The sequence below is a fragment of the Psychrobacillus sp. NPDC058041 genome, from assembly GCF_042885655.1.
Lineage (GTDB): Bacteria > Bacillota > Bacilli > Bacillales_A > Planococcaceae > Psychrobacillus.
Window position 1 is genome coordinate 34,264 of the sequence record NZ_JBHVRO010000002.1, and the last position, 18,249, is coordinate 52,512.

General features: G+C 34.2%; 17 protein-coding genes and 1 riboswitch. Of the genes, 15 read left to right on the forward strand and 2 right to left on the reverse strand.

Annotated elements, in window-relative coordinates; genetic code table 11:
* The 6 genes from ccsB (at window position 1) to ACFVR1_RS02730 (ending at window position 6,655) form a co-directional block, all read left to right on the forward strand.
* Complete coding sequence (gene ccsB, locus ACFVR1_RS02705; RefSeq protein ID WP_387580050.1) at window positions 1-1,185, forward strand: c-type cytochrome biogenesis protein CcsB; 1,185 nt, start codon at window positions 1-3, stop codon at window positions 1,183-1,185.
* Between the two features lie 106 nt (window positions 1,186-1,291).
* Window positions 1,292-2,008 (forward strand): response regulator transcription factor, encoded by a 717-nt coding sequence (locus ACFVR1_RS02710; RefSeq protein ID WP_387580053.1) that lies wholly within the window; start codon window positions 1,292-1,294, stop codon window positions 2,006-2,008.
* The gene (locus tag ACFVR1_RS02715) at window positions 2,001-3,779 is read left to right on the forward strand and encodes an ATP-binding protein (protein ID WP_387580055.1); all 1,779 of its coding nucleotides are present in this window, start codon (window positions 2,001-2,003) and stop codon (window positions 3,777-3,779) included. Before ACFVR1_RS02710 ends, ACFVR1_RS02715 begins: the two co-directional genes overlap by 8 nt.
* Before the next feature lie 47 nt (window positions 3,780-3,826).
* Window positions 3,827-4,363 (forward strand): RNA polymerase sigma factor SigX, encoded by a 537-nt coding sequence (gene sigX, locus ACFVR1_RS02720; protein ID WP_387580058.1) that lies wholly within the window; start codon window positions 3,827-3,829, stop codon window positions 4,361-4,363.
* On the forward strand, window positions 4,356-5,624 hold the full coding sequence (locus ACFVR1_RS02725) for a hypothetical protein (RefSeq protein WP_387580060.1): 1,269 nt from the start codon (window positions 4,356-4,358) through the stop codon (window positions 5,622-5,624). Before sigX ends, ACFVR1_RS02725 begins: the two co-directional genes overlap by 8 nt.
* A gap of 145 nt (window positions 5,625-5,769) precedes the next feature.
* Window positions 5,770-5,903: riboswitch (FMN riboswitch) on the forward strand.
* 158 nt (window positions 5,904-6,061) lie between these two features.
* A complete protein-coding gene (locus tag ACFVR1_RS02730) occupies window positions 6,062-6,655 on the forward strand; it encodes an ECF transporter S component (protein WP_387580062.1) in 594 nt (197 codons plus the stop codon).
* A 1,241-nt stretch (window positions 6,656-7,896) separates the two neighbouring features.
* Here the strand turns inward: ACFVR1_RS02730 and ACFVR1_RS02735 are convergent.
* On the reverse strand, window positions 7,897-8,145 hold the full coding sequence (locus ACFVR1_RS02735) for a ferredoxin (protein WP_151699613.1): 249 nt from the start codon (window positions 8,143-8,145) through the stop codon (window positions 7,897-7,899).
* Window positions 8,146-8,256: 111 nt separating this feature from the next.
* Here ACFVR1_RS02735 and ACFVR1_RS02740 point away from each other — a divergent pair, with 111 nt between their 5' ends.
* The 6 genes from ACFVR1_RS02740 (at window position 8,257) to ACFVR1_RS02765 (ending at window position 13,955) form a co-directional block, all read left to right on the forward strand.
* Window positions 8,257-9,291 carry a YpbB family protein gene (locus tag ACFVR1_RS02740; RefSeq protein ID WP_387580065.1) on the forward strand — a complete coding sequence of 345 codons (1,035 nt, stop codon included), beginning with the start codon at window positions 8,257-8,259 and terminating at the stop codon, window positions 9,289-9,291.
* A complete protein-coding gene (locus tag ACFVR1_RS02745; RefSeq protein ID WP_387580068.1) occupies window positions 9,284-10,696 on the forward strand; it encodes a RecQ family ATP-dependent DNA helicase in 1,413 nt (470 codons plus the stop codon). The genes ACFVR1_RS02740 and ACFVR1_RS02745 overlap by 8 nt, the downstream gene beginning before the upstream one ends.
* A gap of 83 nt (window positions 10,697-10,779) precedes the next feature.
* Window positions 10,780-11,400, forward strand: coding sequence for a LysM peptidoglycan-binding domain-containing protein (locus ACFVR1_RS02750; protein WP_387580071.1), 621 nt, complete (start codon window positions 10,780-10,782; stop codon window positions 11,398-11,400).
* A 71-nt stretch (window positions 11,401-11,471) separates the two neighbouring features.
* On the forward strand, window positions 11,472-12,104 hold the full coding sequence (locus ACFVR1_RS02755) for a CBS domain-containing protein (protein WP_387580074.1): 633 nt from the start codon (window positions 11,472-11,474) through the stop codon (window positions 12,102-12,104).
* 73 nt (window positions 12,105-12,177) lie between these two features.
* Window positions 12,178-12,954: a metallophosphoesterase gene (locus ACFVR1_RS02760; RefSeq protein WP_387580076.1), complete on the forward strand. Its 777-nt coding sequence runs from the start codon at window positions 12,178-12,180 to the stop codon at window positions 12,952-12,954.
* Between the two features lie 26 nt (window positions 12,955-12,980).
* Window positions 12,981-13,955 carry a YpdA family putative bacillithiol disulfide reductase gene (locus tag ACFVR1_RS02765; protein ID WP_387580079.1) on the forward strand — a complete coding sequence of 325 codons (975 nt, stop codon included), beginning with the start codon at window positions 12,981-12,983 and terminating at the stop codon, window positions 13,953-13,955.
* Between the two features lie 232 nt (window positions 13,956-14,187).
* On the opposite strand, the gene ACFVR1_RS02770 is transcribed toward ACFVR1_RS02765, so the two are convergent.
* Window positions 14,188-15,159, reverse strand: a complete 972-nt coding sequence (locus ACFVR1_RS02770; protein ID WP_387580081.1) for an asparaginase — start codon at window positions 15,157-15,159, stop codon at window positions 14,188-14,190.
* 173 nt (window positions 15,160-15,332) lie between these two features.
* Here ACFVR1_RS02770 and prsW point away from each other — a divergent pair, with 173 nt between their 5' ends.
* From prsW to ACFVR1_RS02785, 3 genes are all read left to right on the forward strand, one after another.
* Window positions 15,333-16,028: a glutamic-type intramembrane protease PrsW gene (gene prsW, locus ACFVR1_RS02775; RefSeq protein ID WP_387580083.1), complete on the forward strand. Its 696-nt coding sequence runs from the start codon at window positions 15,333-15,335 to the stop codon at window positions 16,026-16,028.
* 91 nt (window positions 16,029-16,119) lie between these two features.
* Window positions 16,120-16,884 (forward strand): spore cortex-lytic enzyme, encoded by a 765-nt coding sequence (gene sleB, locus ACFVR1_RS02780; protein ID WP_387581205.1) that lies wholly within the window; start codon window positions 16,120-16,122, stop codon window positions 16,882-16,884.
* A gap of 9 nt (window positions 16,885-16,893) precedes the next feature.
* Window positions 16,894-18,174, forward strand: a complete 1,281-nt coding sequence (locus ACFVR1_RS02785; protein WP_387580085.1) for a PepSY1/2 domain-containing protein — start codon at window positions 16,894-16,896, stop codon at window positions 18,172-18,174.
* Window positions 18,175-18,249 lie beyond the last annotated feature (75 nt).

Genomic DNA, 18,249 nt, shown 5'->3' on the forward strand with positions numbered 1-18,249 from the left:
ATGGATTTGGTATCACTTAGTAGTTCCTTATTGTTTATTGCGTTTGTCGCTTATTTAATAGCAACCTTTTTATTTGGAGGCGCAGTAAAGGGGTCAAGCTCTGAGTCTTCAAAGTCTTTTGAACGTTGGGGTAAATTAGCAATAAGTGTAACTATTCTTGGTTTTATCGCTAATATTGGTTATTTTATTACTAGATGGATTGCTGCTGGACACGCACCAGTAAGTAACTTGTTTGAGTTTACAACTGCCTTCGGTATGATGGTCGTTGGTGCATTTATCTTAATTTACTTTCTTTATAGAATTCCAGCTCTAGGTCTTTTTGCATTACCTATCGCTATCTTAATTATTTCTTATGCAAGCATGTTTCCAAAAGACATTACTCCATTAATACCTGCTCTTAAAAGTTATTGGTTAACAGTCCATGTAATAACGGCAGCACTTGGTGAGTCAATTTTAGCAATCAGTGCTGTGGCAGGTTTGATTTGGTTATTAAAAAATATTGATTTAACTAAGAAATCCAAACAACGCTTTTGGATAGAAGCAGTTATGTACGTAGGTGTGTTAGTTCTAGGATTTGTTGTTGCAACTACATCTTTCTCTTTAGCAGACTATAAAGCAGAATATAATTATGTAGATAAAGAAGAAAAAACAGCTAAAATTGAATATGATATGCCTCCTATTTTCGGGATGAATAAATCCGAAGCAATTACAGAGAATGCTATGGTTCCATTAGTAGAAATGCCACCACTTGTAAATGCAAAAAAACTGACGATCGTAACTTGGTCTGTTATTTTTGGAACCGTATTGTATCTATTACTACGTTTAATATTACGTAAACGGATTGCAGCAATACTTCAACCATTTGCGAGAAGAGCAAACTCTCAATTTATGGATGAGATAGGTTATCGTTCGGTTCTTATTGGATTTCCTGTTTTTACACTTGGAGCGTTAATTTTCGCGATGATCTGGGCACATGAAGCTTGGTCTAGATTTTGGGGTTGGGATCCTAAAGAAGTTTGGGCACTTATTACATGGCTTTTTTATGCAGTATTCTTACACCTACGTCTAACAAAAGGTTGGCATGGCGAGAAATCTGCTTGGTTAGCATTAATAGGATTTATCATTATTATGTTTAACTTAGTTGCCGTAAACTTAATCATTGCTGGTTTACATTCTTATGCTTAAAACCTTTTAGCTCATATCTCTTCATTAAAGAGGTGTGAGCTTCTTTCATTTTGTGAACACAAACTGTACAATATATAGTAGAAGTTGATAGAGAGGTATGATAAATATGTCTGAAATGATTAAACTTTTAGTAGTGGATGATGAAGATCGAATTCGTCGCTTGTTGAAAATGTATTTAGAAAGAGAAGGCTATGAAGTTGAAGAAGCAGAAAATGGTGAAATTGCTTTACAACTTGCATTAGAAAATGAATATAGTTGTATATTATTAGATATCATGATGCCTGAAAAAGATGGTATAGAAGTTATTACTGAATTGCGTGAACATAAAGAAACCCCTGTTATTATGCTAACTGCTAAAGGTGAGGAGGCAAACAGAGTAGAAGGTTTTGAACTAGGAGCAGATGACTATATAGTGAAACCATTTAGTCCAAGGGAAGTAGTTTTGCGCATTAAAGCTATACTAAGACGGTCTTCCGTGCTGTCCCCAGTGCAAGGAACGTCTACATCAAAAGATATTGTTGTATTCCCTCACTTAACGATTGACCACGATGCTCACCGTGTAACAGCGGATGGAGTAGAGGTTAGTTTAACACCGAAAGAATACGAATTACTCTATTTCTTGGCGAAGGCTCCTGATAAAGTATTTGATCGGGAACAATTGCTGAAAGAAGTTTGGCATTATGATTTCTTCGGCGATCTTCGTACTGTAGATACACATGTAAAACGTTTGCGTGAGAAGTTAAATAGAGTTTCTGAAAAATCTGCGAAAATGATTGTAACCGTTTGGGGTGTGGGTTACAAATTTGAGATTGTCAATGAATAGAATTTGGAATAGTGTTGTCGGGAAGCTATGGGGAACCATACTGCTTCTCGTTTTATTTGTGTTGTTTATTGTAACCGTTTTAATGTTAGAGTTTCTGGAGAATTTTCATACTCAACAAGCAGAAGAAACATTAAGACAAGAGGCAGCAACGATTGGAAAAATAGTTGAACAATACGATAAAGTGGAAGATTCCCTTCAAATCATAAAAGATATTCTAGGAGCAGAAACAAACGCTTTAATCGTCAGAAACTCTGAATCTGTTTTTCTATCGGTTCATGATGGGTTAAACAAAGATGTGATAAAGGATAAATTATTGAAAGATCCTGACCTTACGAAAGTTTATATATCTAATAAAACAATTATTAAAAAAATGTTAATGCCATCTATGACAAAAGAAGACCAAATGGAATCTTATATTATTTTAGCCTCTCCCTTTGAGTCTGATAAAGAAGTTCATGGAGCGGTATTTATTTATCAAAGCTTAGAAGTCGTAAACAAAACTTCAAATCATACAACGAGAATAGTTTTTTTATCGGGTTTTATTGCATTACTATTAACTACCATGTTTTCGTTCTTTTTAACTTCCAGAATTACCTCTCCCTTAAGAACGATGCGAGAAGCTGCTTTAGAATTAGCTAAAGGAAATTTTGAGACGAAAGTTCCTCAACTACAAAGGGATGAGATAGGCGAGCTAGGTTCTGCATTTAATCGAATGGGCAGACAGTTAAAACATCATGTGGAAGTAATTAACCAAGAAAAAGAACAGCTTTCTAATATCTTAACTTCTATGACAGATGCAGTTATTACATTTAACAAAGACTTTAATGTACTGGTTAGTAATCCACAAGCTGATAAACTCTTTCAAAAATGGAATATTGATAATGAAACAACGGATAAATCTCACTTACCTGCGGAGTTATATCATTTACTTGATCATGTATTTAATTTTGAAGAAGAATTAGAAGAAGAGCTTGAGATTAAAGGATCCTACTTCGATATATCTATTAGTTTGCTTTATAGTAAAGACTCGGTAAGGGGAGCAGTTGTTGTTCTTAGAGATATGACCGAACAGCATCGATTAGACAAAATGCGCTCAGATTTTATTGCCAATGTATCACATGAACTTAGAACACCAATTTCCATGCTTCAAGGGTATAGCGAAGCAATCATAGATGATGTAGTTACTACTGAAGAAGATAGAAAAGAAATGATTCGTATTATCTATGATGAGTCGAAACGAATGGGAAGATTAGTAACAGAGCTTTTAGATTTAGCTCGTCTAGAGTCGGGATATTTAAGTATTTTCAAAGAGAAAGTCTCTATAATTCCAACGATTGAACGAATTACACAAAAGTTTGACCAAATAGCAAAGGAAAAAAGTATTCGATTAAATTTTGAACAAAAACTTATAGATCCACTATTTCTAGAAATAGATGAGGATCGTATGGAGCAAGTACTTACGAACTTAATCGATAATGCATTGCGGCATACGGAAGAAAAGGGCTCAGTAAACGTGAGATTATTTCAACGGAACAATCAATTGATCGTTGAGGTGGAAGATACAGGCTATGGTATTCCGAATGAAGACCTTCCTTATGTATTTGAACGTTTCTATAAAGCAGATAAAGCAAGAACTAGAGGGAAAAGTGGAACCGGTCTTGGGCTAGCTATCGCTAAAAATATTGTGGAGCGTCATGATGGTAATTTGTCTGTAGAAAGTGAACTTGGCGTTGGTACAAAATTCATTATTAGATTGCCCATGATGAAGTGAAACAAAAAAGGTTCATAAACGACTAATTGAAAGAACGGGGGGAGCATATGAATGACTCCGTTTTCCACCGCTTGTATGATAGTTATCATCAAGACGTTTTTCAGTTTCTCATCTATTTGGTTAAAAATAGACAAACTGCGGAAGACTTGGTCCAAGAGGTATATGTGCGTGTTCTTAAGGCGTATAGCAGATTTGAAGGGAAGAGCTCAGAGAAAACATGGCTTTTTTCAATCGCGAAAAATGTTGCCATTGATCATTTTAGGAAACAAACTGTAAGGAAAAAACGGTTGTTCGAGTCTTTTGATTGGGAAACAATGCAGCTTGCTTCGACTGAAATGCTTCCAGAAGATTCGGTGCAATTAAACGATGAAATGAGGTCTTTACTCATCGCATTGGATGATTGTACAGGGGATCAAAAAATGGTTATTATTATGCGTTATTTTCAGGAACTTTCCATTGCTGAAACAGCTCAAATTTTAAACTGGACAGAAGGGAAAGTAAAAACTACTCAGCATCGAGCGATAAAAGCTCTTCGTGAACGATTGTCTGTAACAGAAAAGGAGGGTAATGTTCATCATGAGTGAATGGAAAAAAGATGAAGAAGCACTAGATGAGCTTTTAAATAATATGCCCAAATTTACAGATCAACGTTCTAAAGAAGATGTGTATGAACGGGTGAAAATGGAAATAGAAAATCAAAAGAATAATGAAAAAAGACGAACTACTCGTGTAACATTATCAAAGTGGCTACCTTTTGCTGTTTCTATTGCCTCCATCCTTATTCTAACGTTTTTAGTGTCTTCCTTTTTTAATGACAAAGAATCATCTATGTCGGAAGAAATATCAAATAAAAATATAGAACAAAATAGTAGTAAGAAGTTAGACATGCGTTCAATGGATACCACCGAGGAAGCATCCATTACAAATGATGCCACGGAAGCTAAATCATCTGATTCTATGATGACGATGTCTAGTTTAGATATATCCCATTTAGAGTTAGTCCCGTTGAATAAAACCACATCTGTTTATGAAGAAAGTTTAAATGGGAGAACAGTATTTCATTTTTCGTTAATAGAGAATGCATTATCTGTTCCAATTACAATAATAATTCCAAAGAAACAAATGGAAAAAGATTTTCCTAACATGATTCCGAGTAGTATTCAATTATATGAACGTTATGGTAGCCGAATTGACGAAGAAGCATTGGGATTTGATGAATATCATCCGTATAAAGGAAACTTCATCGCGGAAGGCAAGATTTTGAAGCATTATTTGCCTGAGAACCATGGATATGACATTGCTTCAGGTACACTAGGACCATATTGGAGTTCAATTAATGAAATATTTAACGATTTCGATTCCATTGAAGTTGTAAATGAAGCCGGTTCACTAATTGAGTGGAATCAGGTAGGGACTCTGAATGAACCAAGTAAATTGGATGGGAAGCTAGGTCATCATAATTATTTTAACTACGTTGCCCAAAGTGGAAAGAGCTATTTATCACCTAATTTTAGTGCTAAGTACGATTCTATCTCAGAAGCATTTTTGGCAATGAAAGAGTCAAATAACGACATATATACTTCAGTCATTCCATCCAATGTTACGTATGACTATTCTAATGTTGGCGGTAAAGCAATTATTCGATTTACCGATCCACTAGATTTTAAAAAAATGGATTCTTTTGCTGCAACGAGATTAATTGAAGCATTTGCTCTTACAGCTGCCAGCTTTGGAACAGAAGTAAAGTTAGAAAATGTTGTACAACAGCAATGGGCAGAATTTGATTTATCAAAATTCCTTCCAATTCCATTAGGTCCTAACGGTTTTATTATGGAAGAAAAATAATTCTTTTGAATGCTAGCCATGAACAATATCAATGGTTAGCATTCTTTTTATTCATCCATATTGAAGCAGTTGTATTGCACGTCTATTTTATTTTTGTTAAGATGGTATTAATTCAAGATATTATTCTTGAAGAAAAATAATATTGATTCATCTTCGGGGCAGGGTGTAATTCCCGATCGGCGGTATTAGAAGATTTTTTTCTTGAGCCCGCGAGCCGTTAAGGCAGGATTTGGTTAAATTCCAAAGCCGACAGTATAGTCTGGATGGGAGAAGGTGAAGGTACAGTCGTTTTTCGTATACTCTAGTACGGATACGCTTATTTTAGTGTGCCTTGTTTCTCCCTTAAGCAACATTTTTGCTTAAGGGATTTTTTGAGTATGGAATACGTTCTGAACTTTTCTTCTTGTGGAGTGAATCGCAAAAGGAGAGAGTGTATAATGTCAAAAAGTAAGACGCGAATGCTTATTGCAATCGCGATGTTAAGTAGTGTTTCGTTTGTATTGATGCTACTTGCATTTCCGTTACCAGTGTTACCAGCCTATTTAAAGGTAGATTTTAGTGATATACCAGCATTAATTGCTGCAATTACAATGGGTCCTATTGCAGGTATTCTAGTAGCATTCTTAAAAAATGTATTAGATTGGTTGTTTTCTGGTAGTCCTACCGGTGTTCCAGTAGGGCATATGGCTAACTTTGTAACAAGTATATTATTTTTAACACCGGTATATGTAATTTATCGCAAAGCATCATCTTCAAAAGGTATTATGTACGGCTTAGCCTCTGGAACTATTTCTATGGCAATGGGGATGAGTGTACTTAATTATTTTGTATTTTTACCTATGTATTCCTATTTTTTGAACTTCCCGATGGAGACAGGTACTGCTCTATTTAACTCGATCATTTTCGGTATTTTACCGTTTAATCTTATAAAGGGCATATTAGTGACGATTGTAATGATAGTCTTATTTAAGCGAATGAAGCCATTGCTAGATAAGGTAAACAGAACATTCAGCATTCCCGATATTAACTAAAAAAAGGTCGTTTCTCTTTTTAAGAGAAACGACCTTTTATTTAAAGATAGGAATGTATATTTCGTCCTACGAAACCAGTGTTCATAGTGCTTTTAAGAATTAGATAACACCGCGGATTTCCGTTTCAGGTGGACGCGTTCCGCGGGGGCTCCGCTACGCGTTCGTTGTTAAGGCTCATCTGTCTCACAGAGGAACAAAGGCTAAGAGCGCCACATCGTGTGGCAACGCCTTCATGACCAACATCCTGTTGGCCTCCGACTGGAGTCGCCACCTTTCACTACAATCCATTAAGTGAGTAGTACCTAACAAGAAGATTTAGCCGGAAATCGTTCAAAGAACCTGATGATCATGCAATTCTGTATGGTTGTTGAATAAGGGATGCTATTGCTTTTTAAAATTTAGGTGAAATTTTGTGCATCTGGATAAAATGTAGCTCCCTAACAAATGTTCATAGCATTTAAATGTCATCTATCGTACTAAGCAATTATAAATCGTCTCATACATACTAGTTGATTTCCGCTGCAGGCGGGCGCTTTCCAGGTGGCAAGCATCAAGCCGCTTCCCTCGTTTCACTCAGTCCAGGGTCTTGATTTGCTTGCTAATCCCCTAGGAGTCGCCGCCTTCCGCTCCAATCAAGAATCTTAATAAGTAAAGAATATATTTCGCTCAATTAATGAACTGGTGTACATTCATTTGCTTATAAGGCAAGCGGAAACAGAGAAAAAATAGGGAAGGAAGTGTAGATAGTTGTTTCTGTCATTCAATCTCGGAAGCTATTTCCTTTTGAAAAGTTGTTTTCTATCTCCTCTCGCCACTCCAAAAGTACTACGAGTTGATTGAAGAGGAGGCGGCTACTTCCGCGGCAGGTGCATGAGCGGAAGTCCCCCCAGGATCGCACAAAGGAATAAAGTCTAAGAGCGCCACCTCGTCTGGCAACGTCTTTGTGACCAACATAGTGTTGGCCAAAGGAGACTGAAGCCATGCCCGCGAAAAGCGTCCGACGTAACGGAAATCAACGACATTCATATGCTATTCTTCTTGAAAGGAGGGGTATTATATCTCTAGTTATCCGAATCTTAAGCAACTTAACAACACACAAATCGAGAGGAAGGCGGGCAAACTCGAGGGAAATATTACCGAAAAAAGAGGATTTGGAAGTGATGTAGTCACTTCCAAATCCTCCATAAAAACACCAAGTATCCTATTCGAGTCAAGGTTTACTCCAAAGTGTAGAGTGTTTATTATTCAAACTTTAATGCGTCGCCTTCAAATGATTCATCTGCTACTTTAATAGAATCAGTTGGGCAACCCTCAAATGCATCTTCCATATCTTCAAGTAATTCGTCTGGTACTTCAGCAGTACCCATGTTATCATCTAGAATAACGAAAGCAATTCCTTCATCGTCATAATCGTATATATCTGGTGCAGCGGCACCACAAGCGCCACATGCGATACATGTATCTTTATCTACAATTGTATATTTAGCCATTACAATATTCTCTCCTTTATATCTACTAACAAGAATAAGCTATCTTATTCATTCTAAAGGTGTTTACTCGACATTTCAACAAAAATACATTAAATCTGAGAGGTATTTCAATTGTATTTTCAACAACTGTTATTATTAATCATCTATAAATTTCAAGGTGAGAGATCATCTACAGCACCATTTTATTTGTTAAAAGGAAAAAAATCAGGACAAACTATTCAGGATGTTACTTACTTTAATCTACATCCTTTTTTCTCGATTTATCCTAAAATATCAAAAGAAGAATATGATGAAGAAATTTCAACATTACTATCAAATGGATTTATTAAAATGAATGAATCAACAATTTTACTAACAGAAGAAGGGTTACTTCAGATTAACTCAATGAGAAAACCATTGTATAATGGTTGGCTATATAGAGGGAATGAACTTATTTTTTGGGGTAGAGTTGAGCTAGTTGTACAAACATTGTCTCATTTTCAAGCGAATGAAAGAAGGTTTATTCCAAATCAAAAAAATCTAGTAATTCATCAATTTGTTAAGTCCTTTTTAATAAAGAGGAACTTTCAAGACAAAACATTTGTTGTTGCATTTAAGAAACAACTAGAGGAATTAATTGATAGCCCAATTTTTGAAGATATACATCGTGAGTTATTTGTTTATCGACTAAGTGGAAATGATAAAAGTGGGAACACATGGGAGCAACTTGCTCGTCATTACAATAAAAGAATTATTGATTTAAAACTGTTATTTATCGAATGCTTACATATTATCTTACAAAAGTTGACTCTCGAAAAATTTCCTGACTTGTTTATACTTACTGAAAATATTGAAGTTCTTACTCCGCTAACTGACACGGCAATGAAAACTTATGAGTTATTTTTAAAAGGGTATGATATCAACAAAATTGCAGAATTGCGATCTTTAAAATTAAATACAATTGAAGACCATGTAATTGAAATAGTATCTGCAAAACGAGATTTTCCTTTCATCTCTTTTATTTCTACGGAACAAATACGAAAAGTATTGCATTTATCCAGGAAGTTACAAACAAAAAAAATTAAGAGGATTAGAGAGCAGTTACCGGAACTTAGTTATTTCCAAATAAGAATTGCACTGACGAAAGGAGAAGAGGTAAATGGATAAGTTAATTGAGATACTTCAACGAAAATTCGGTTACTCTTCTTTTCGAGAAGGGCAAGAAGAAATAATCCAACAAGTCCTAAAAGGAAGAGATGTAGTAGCTATTTTACCAACTGGAATGGGAAAATCGTTATTATTTCAATTACCAGCTTATTTGATGGAAGGTACAGTTGTTATCGTTTCACCATTATTATCACTTATGCAGGATCAAGTGGAACAATTAAAAATGTTGGGGGAAAAACGAGTTGTAGCAATTAATTCGTTTTTAGATTTTGAACAAAAAGAATTCGTACTTCAAAATTTACAAGCTTATAAATTTATATTCACCTCTCCTGAGATGCTTCAAAATGAGCGTTTTAAAAAGGCACTTTCAAATATTGAAATAGCATACATAGTTGCGGATGAAGCTCATTGTATTTCGCAGTGGGGTTTTGATTTTCGGCCAGATTATTTAAGAATTTCTACATGGCTAAAAACTTATCCTAATTTGCGAGTTCTTGCTTTAACGGCTACAGCAACGAAAAAAGTTATACAAGATATAAAACGTACTTTACATATGAAAGACCCATATGAATTTATTCATTCGTTAGATCGTCCCTCTATTGCGTATGAAGTACAAGAATTGGAAAATACTCAAGAGAAATTAGCATGGATTTTAGGTCGAATATTAGCAACTAATGGGCCAGGGATTTTATATACTCAATCTCGAAAAAAAACTGAGTTTTATGCAGAGGAATTACGGAATAGAGGAGTTAGAGTAGCTTTTTATCATGCAAAAATGGAGCAAGAGGATCGAGTTTTAATTCAGCAACAGTTTCAACAAGGTGAATTGGAATGGATTTGTGCAACAAATGCTTTTGGTATGGGTATACATAAAAATAATATTCGACAAATAATTCATGATCATATTCCAACATCCATGGCTAGCTATATGCAAGAAATAGGAAGAGCCGCGAGGGATGGGGAACAATCTATAGCCTCTCTTGTATTTACAAATTCAGATGTCGAGCAAGCCTTTTACGTTGCAATGCAGGACTTTCCTCAGGAAGATGATATAAAACTTGTCTATCAATCGGAGGATAAAGAAATACAACTCCCTGAAACAACTTTTCGTATTTTAAATTATTGGAAAGAAATATTAACGGAACAAGAAACTACGAAATTATTTAATGACATCAAAGCTAAGAAATGGACCGAAATACAGCAACTGTTTAACCTGTTTCGAAATGAACAGTGTATAAGGGAGCAACTGTTAAATAATTTTGACGAACAATTAAAAGAACGGCCGGTAAACTGTTGTTCTGTTTGTTCATTTGATCTTCATCGCGTGCTTACAAAAAGAATTGAACAGGATGAAGAGAGAAAACAACTCAATTGGAAAAACAGACTAAATGAATTGCTTCCATAGGAATATTGTTGGGAAGTTTACTTTTTCTACAAAATTCGTCATAATAGAATTAGAAAAGAAGGAATGAATGGAGTTAGAACAATATGAAACAAGATGATTACCAAAAAAAAATAGATGAACATAGACAGTCAATTGGTCTAGAGGAAGATATGACGGAGTCCAGAAGAACTAGAAGATCTACCTATTCTAAGAAAACTAAGAAAAAAACTAAAAATTTACTAATCCCTACTTTATTTAGTATCTTTATTTTAATACCCGTTTGCATCTTTATTTATGTTCAATTTTTCTACACTGCTAAAGTAGAAGACGTTGCAAGTCCAGGTGTCATTACAGTTGAAACAAAACCGATTTCTAATACTGGTAAAGATGACAATAAAGAAGATAAAGAAGAGAATAAAACGGAGAATGTTGAAGAACAAAATCCAAAAGAGACTGTACCACAAACTGAAATTAATGAAGATTCTAAAGTAGAGGAACCAAAAAACGAACAACAAACAGAACAACAAACAGAACAACAAACAGAAACAAAAACAGATTCAAAAGTAGTTTCTCAGCAAAAAACACATATAGTTCAAGCTAATGAGACACTCTATCGAATTGCTATTAATTATTATAAAGATCCTAATGCAGTGGAAAAAATAAAAGCTGCAAATGGATTAAAATCTAACAGTATTTCAGCTGGTCAAAAACTCATCTTACCTTAAACATAGAAGAAGGGATATTAAACACATTTGTCGAATATATATCATTAATCTGTAATGGAAGAGGTGCTTATATGTTTGTTAAAAGTGTAATGATTCCGAAAGAAAAATGTTTAACTGTAAATGGTAATGCTTCTTTGATGGAAGCACTCCAACAATTAGATCAGAAAGAAATTGATGCATTACCGATAATTGAAAACGGAATGTATAAAGGAATGTTTAATAAATATCTTTTATACAAAGCCTATTTCTATAGTGAAGTCGACAGAGAAATCTTCTTAAACCAAACGACTGTGATGGATGTAGTTGTAAGAGAAGATATCTTCGTAAATATCGACGATGTTTTTGAAAGTGCATTAGTAAAGTTGTATGATTTTCCAATCATAGCAGTATTAGATGAGGGTAAATTTCTTGGAATAGTTACTAGATACGATACGATTACACAATTCCGTAGCGCATTTGGGATGAATAGTAAGGGAACAAGAATAACATTTACTTCTGTTGAATCAGAAGGACGAATACTAAAAGTATCCGATATATTACACAAATATCATACACCCGTCATTTCATTAGTTACATTTGATGAAACGGATAAACTAGCACGCAGAATTGTATTAAAAATTGATAATGATGAGAAGCTAGATAAGATTATAGCGGATTTTGAAAAGTCCGGATTTCGTGTATTACACATTTCTAAAGATTCATAATCAGCTCGATAAATATGATACTGGACAGGGGATATCCCTGTCCTTTTGTATGTTTAAGTAGGAGGATTTTTTAGTGAATTATCTTATTTTACTTTTTATAATCTTCATTGTTCTTTTATTTTTATATATGCTGGCTTTAGCATTTCAAGTTAACGTAAAAAAACATTCCATCATCATTAAAGAAATGAAAGATGGGGAACAGTTTCATGTATTTTTCATCTCAGATATTCATCGAAGAAAAATACCAGAAAAACTGATTAATTCTCTTCAAGGAAGAGTAGATATAGTCGTGATTGGGGGAGATTTAACCGAAAAAGGAGTCCCTATAGAACGCACTAAGGCAAACATTAGGCAGTTAAGTAAACTAGGTATCGTTTATTATGTATATGGTAATAACGATCGAGAAATAGGAGAAAAGCAACTAAATTCAATGTTAAACGAATATGATGTGCACATATTAAACAATACATCTACAGGAATAATTAATGGTCAATCAATAATTCGTCTTGTTGGAATTAATGATGGATTTAATGGTAGGGTTAAAATATATGATGCATTTCAGAATGTATCTAAAGATGATATTATTATTTTTGTATCTCATGCACCGGCATTCTTTAATAATGCCAAAAAAATAATTTGCCCACATCTATTGTTGGCTGGCCATTTACATGGAGGTCAGATACGGTTTGGTCCATTTGGTATTTATGAAAATGGTACGTTTAGGCAAAAAGAAAATAGCGCAGAACTGATTAGTAACGGATTTGGTACAACAGGTTTTCCTTTAAGACTAGGGGCAAAGTCAGAATGCCATATTATTACCTTATTCGGAAAAGTAGACGAAAATAATTAGAAGTATGATGGAAGGAAGTTTTAAGGTTGGAACAAAATGTTGACGTACTAATTGTTGGTGGGGGTCCATGCGGATTAGCTGCGGCAATTTCTATACAAGAAATTGGATTAAATTATGTTGTTATTGAAAAAGGAAATATTGTTGAAGCAATCTATAACTATCCAACACACCAAACTTTTTTCAGTACTAGTGAAAAATTAGCGATTGGTAATGTACCTTTTATTGTTGAAGAAAGAAAACCGAAAAGAAATCAAGCCTTAGTTTATTATAGAGAAGTTGCAAAATTAAAGGACATTAAAGTAAATAAATATGAACATGTAAAAACTGTTGAAAAAATAGAAAATCATTTCCGTGTTACTACTTCGAAAGCAATCTATACATCCCAATACGTAATAATTGCTACAGGTTATTATGATCAACCAAATTATATGAACATCCCAGGTGAAGAATTACCAAAAGTATTTCATTATTTTAAAGAAGGTCATCCTTACTTTGCTCAAGATGTTTTAGTAATCGGTGGCAAAAACTCCGCAATTGATGCTGCTCTAGAGTTGAACAAAGCGGGAGCAAATGTAACTGTTGCATATAGAGGAAGTGATTATTCTTCAAGTATTAAACCTTGGATTTTACCAGAATTTGAAGGGCTTGTACGGAATAGAGAAATTGATATGTATTTTAATACTGAATTCCTTGCCGTAGATGAACAACAAGCATTTTTAAAGGGACCAAATGGTGAATTTCAAATTGAAAATGATTTTGTATTTGCAATGACAGGCTATCATCCTAATCATGCTTTTTTAGAAAAAATGGGAGTACAAATCGACACTGTGACAGGAAGGCCGTCAATTAACGAGGAGACAATGGAAACGAATGTAAAAGGTGTTTTTATAGCGGGTGTTATTGCTGCTGGTAACAATGCAAATGAAATTTTCATTGAGAACGGTCGTTTTCATGGTGGGCAAATTGCTCAGGAAATAGCTAGAAAGCAACAATGCAATTAAATGTCCTTTCGCTTAAGAAAGCATATTTAAAAATGTTTTTTTATTTTTACCGTCCATGTTTTAAGAGATACGGACAGTCGTTAGCCATATTACCGAAAAGAGAGGCAGGTCGTGATGTCAGTCACGACCTGCCTCTTACATAGCTTTCGGTAAAGATATTGCCCGAGTCTGTCCAAAGCCATTCAGAAACAATTGAAAAAAGGTTTTGTACTTAATGGTGTTTGTACTTTCCTTAGATTGAAAAAATATTCTCCATTGCTTTACTTTGATCGGAATGATTAAGTGCGATAAGTAACGCGAGTCTCGCTTTTTGTCCATTTAAACCTTTTGTGAAAATTACACCTTTTTCTTTTAAACCTTTTCCACCACCGACGTATCCATATACATCTTGTGCGATTCCATTAAAGCATCTAGAAACAAGCACAATTGGTATCTCCTTTTTTAAAATCTCTTCAATAATTGGAACAAGGTTTGGGGGAACATTTCCTTGACCTAATGCTTCCAACACAATCCCGTCATAACCTAATTTTATTGAAGCTTCTAATAAATCTGGCTCCATTCCCGCATATACTTTAAATAATGCCACCCTTTTCGTGATAGCTTGAATAGGGAACACAGCACGATGATTAGGTGAATGATGAAAATGGACAATTGACTTAGAAATAAATCCAATTGGGCCATATTGTGGACTCTGGAATGTGCTAACATTGCTAGCATGGGTTTTTGTCACGTTTTCCGCTGTGTGTATCTCATCATTTAATACTACTAGAACTCCTTTTTCTTTTGCATCATCTGAACATGCAACTTTAACTGCTGACAATAAATTGTATAGCCCATCTGATCCAATTTCATTGGAAGAGCGCATTGCTCCTGTAAGAACGATTGGGATGGCTGTTTCCACAGTAAGGTCTAGAAAGTAAGCCGTCTCTTCCAGTGTGTCCGTTCCATGGGTAATAACAACACCATCAATTTTCATTTCCTTAGTATAACGTTCAATAATCTGCTTCAAATTGAGCATCTCTTTTGGTGTTACATGAGGAGAAGGTAAGTTGAATGCTTCTATTTCAATAATATTTGCGTGTTCTTTTAGTTTTTCTCCCTCAAATATAAGGGGATTATTATCTGTCGGTATAACTGCTCCTGTCTCTGCCTGTACCTGCATGGAAATTGTTCCACCAGTATGAATTAGTAATATAGTTTTCAAAAAAATACCTCCGTAATTTTTACAAATTATCTAAAATGTAATGTATAATAAAAATTGACTTCACTCATATGTGTTCAACGAATGGAATAGATTTACTTTATATTTCATCCTCAAGCACTAGTACAGCTTAAATAACGTCGATGCAAATGATTTAAGTGGAAGGAGTAAAAAATATGTTCATACTACTTTCCGTTGCAATTGCTCCGGCTCTTGCGCTTTTAAGTTATTTCTATTTAAAAAGAGAAATTGCAGAAGAACCTTCAAAATTATTGTTACATACTTTTATATATGGCGCTATATTAACTTTTCCAATATTATTTATTCAACATGTAATAGAAGAAGAAAAAGTACTAACCTCTATATTTGTTCATCAAACCTTAGTAACAAGTGCGTTAGAAGAATTTTTTAAATGGCTAATATTAATTATCGCTATTTATAAACATGTAGAGTTTGATGATCCTTATGATGGAATATTATACGGAGCTAGTGTTTCTCTTGGGTTTGCAACCGTAGAAAATATACTATTTTTATTAAATTATGGAATGGATCAGGCTTTTTTGCGTGCTTTACTTCCGGTTTCAAGTCACGCATTATTTGGTGTAGTGATGGGATATTATTTAGGAAGAGCTAAATTTACAGATTCTAAAACAGCAAAATTTGAAATTACTTATTCATTTTTAACTTCATTTGTGTTGCACTGTATTTATAATAGTATACTATTTATAAATGGAATTGATTTGATTTTAATCGTTCCCTTCATGTTATTTTTATGGATATTTGGTTTATCAAGAGTAAAGAAAGCCCACATATTTATGAGAACTAAAAGATTTGAACATCATGAATATTTTGTAAAAGAAAAATCTGGCTAAACGCTAGATTTTTTTTTGTATATTTAGGTATTAATTATCCAAGCTATGTAAAAAGGAGAGATGTCGTTTGAAACAAATAAAATACATCCTTATTATCTTGGTAATTTGTGCGATTAGCTATTCATTCATCAGTAAAGAACAATCTACACAGGCTTTCTCCACTCAAGTATTAGAGCGTGGAGCTTTTGGTGATGATGTGATTGAATTACAAGCGAGACTCCAATTCATCGGATACTATAAAAGTGAGATTGATGGGAAATTTGGATATAGCACCTACTGGGCGTTAAGGAACTTTCAAGAAAAATATGGACTTCCAGTTGACGGTTTACTTGGAGAAGCAACGAAGAAAAAGCTTGTTAGTGCTTCTGAATTTAACAAAGCGTGGGTACATGAGCAAATTAAAAAAGGAAATAGTTTTACCTATTATGGAGGCATTGACTTAGGAAAACAAGTAAAAAATAAGAAAGCAGAAAGTACCAAAATGCAACTTCCACCGAAATACTCTGAAAAAGATTTAAAACTTCTAGCAAATGCAGTGTATGGTGAAGCTAGAGGTGAACCATATGAAGGGCAAGTAGCAGTAGCTGCTGTTATTTTAAATAGGGTGCAGCATCCGGATTTTCCAAATACAATTTCTGAAGTAATTTTTCAACCATTAGCATTTACTGCGGTAGCTGATGGTCAAATTTGGTTAGAGCCAAATGAGAGAGCAAAAGAAGCGGTCCTAGATGCATTGAATGGTTGGGATCCTTCGGAAAATGCGATCTATTATTTCAACCCGAAAACAGCAACTAGTAAATGGATTTGGTCACGACCACAAATTAAAACAATCGGACAGCATATTTTTTGCTCATAAGGAGATATAATGAAAAAATTTATATGGATAATTGCTTCTGTCGCTGTCATATTCCTTGTGTATCATTTTTCTGTCCAAAGTAAGAATACACGATTAGAAAATGCGCTTGCTATACAATATTCCAATCAATTAACTTCAGCATCTGAAAAACTGACAAAACTAAGTGACTCCATTGATCAAACTCTAATGTTTAAAGACAAACAAGCACTCGATAAACCTTTAGATGAAGTTTGGAGATTATCCTCCGATGTAAGAGCATCCATTTCTGCTTTACCTATAGATCAAGAAACTTCAACTGTATGGATGAACTATTTAACAAGAATAGGTAATGGTGCCTCTCTTGTGAAGGCGGGTAAAGTACCAATAGAAGAATGGCAAAAAAATATGACAACTGCTCGTGGAAATTTAAGAGAACTATCCAATCAATGGGCATTTACTACTAAAGATGGGGGCAATAAAGATTATATTGTGAATCAATTTGTTTTAAATAAAGTAAATAAAGATAATGAAAACACTTGGAAAGCGCTTGGGAATTCTGTAAAAGCATATACGGAAAGCGACTTTCCAATGACAGCTAGTGAAACAGATGATCAAAAAAAGAAGGATCTTCAAAATATTCAAGATTCGGATGTAAGTATTGATCAAGTAAAAAGCAAGTTTGCAAAGTTATTTCCCGAATTAAAGGATTCAACAATTCATATTACGGAAAGCTCAAACAACGCTCCATATCCTTTTTATCATCTGCAGTATCACATAGGTATACGTATTGGTTATGCAGATTTTACGAAAAAAGGAGGACATTTATTATCTTTTTTAATGGAAAGACCGTCTGAAAAAACAACTATTAGCGTGGATCAGATGAAAGAAAAGGCGAAGGGTTATATGAAGGCGTTTGATTATGCGGATACTGAAATGGTAGATTTTCGAGAAAATAATATCGCTTGGCATTTAGCCTTTGCAAGAATAGATGCTAATAATAAAGCCTTAATCTATGCCGATGGAATACAGTTAAAAATAGCAAAAGATAATGGTGAATTGTTAGGATTAAATGCAATGGAATATATTCAAAAAGAAAAAATTGAGCCTCAAGAAATTAAACCATTAAATTATAAAGATTTATTTTCAAATAATTTTTCAGTGGAAGAAGAAAGATTGACATATGTAGCAAACAAGGAACAACAACAACGCTTGGCTTATGAAATTTTGACTAGAAACGATTCTATTGGCACATACAAAATTTATATTGATACAGAAAATCATGAGATTTTAAACGCAGAAAAACTACCATAACTAAAGCCTTCCTGTTACTATAAAAAGTATTTCTGTGAAAATATTGCTGGAAGAAAAAGTACTAGTGTCTATAAA